Origin of the sequence: Marinomonas sp. TI.3.20 (assembly GCF_038155025.1) — a bacterium.
Taxonomy (GTDB): domain Bacteria; phylum Pseudomonadota; class Gammaproteobacteria; order Pseudomonadales; family Marinomonadaceae; genus Marinomonas; species Marinomonas flavescens.
The window spans coordinates 1-538 of the sequence record NZ_JBAKAS010000069.1; the positions used below are offsets into that span (position 1 = coordinate 1).

Annotated in this window: 1 protein-coding gene; it reads left to right on the top strand. The window is 47.0% G+C overall.

Going from position 1 to position 538, the window contains the following annotated elements:
• Positions 1-538 (top strand): IS66 family transposase zinc-finger binding domain-containing protein (locus V6259_RS19595; RefSeq protein WP_341585961.1); only part of this gene is annotated, 538 nt, incomplete at both ends.

The following is a 538-nucleotide window of genomic DNA, read 5'->3' on the forward strand; positions in this document are numbered from 1 at the left end:
GCAAGATCGCTGAATGGGAATCTAAGTATCAGCTAATCCTTGAGCAATGGCGCTTAGCTCAACAAAAACAGTTTGGTAAAGGCTCCGAAGTCTCTCCGGGGCAAGGCGAATTGTTTGACGAGTCAGACAGCGACTCTCAAGAAGACAGCGTGGATGTTGAAACGGACAACCAAACTATTTCCTATACGCGTACAAAACCTAAGCGTAAACCTCTGCCGAAAGACTTACCTCGTGAGACGGTTGTGGTGGATGTACCTGAATCGGACAAAACCTGTTCTTGCTGTCAGACACCACTGCATTGTATTGGCGAAGACACGTCTGAGAAGTTAGAGTTTCTTCCCGCTCAGTTAAAAGTCATCGAAACCGTCCGACCTAAATACGCGTGCCGTCAGTGTGAAAAGACCGAAACGAAAACAACGATCAAGCAAGCTCCGATGCCGACCAGCATTATCCCCAAAGGCATCGCAACGCCTAGTTTACTAAGTCAGGTCATCACAGGTAAGTTCCAATACAGCTTGCCTTTATATCGACAAGAAAC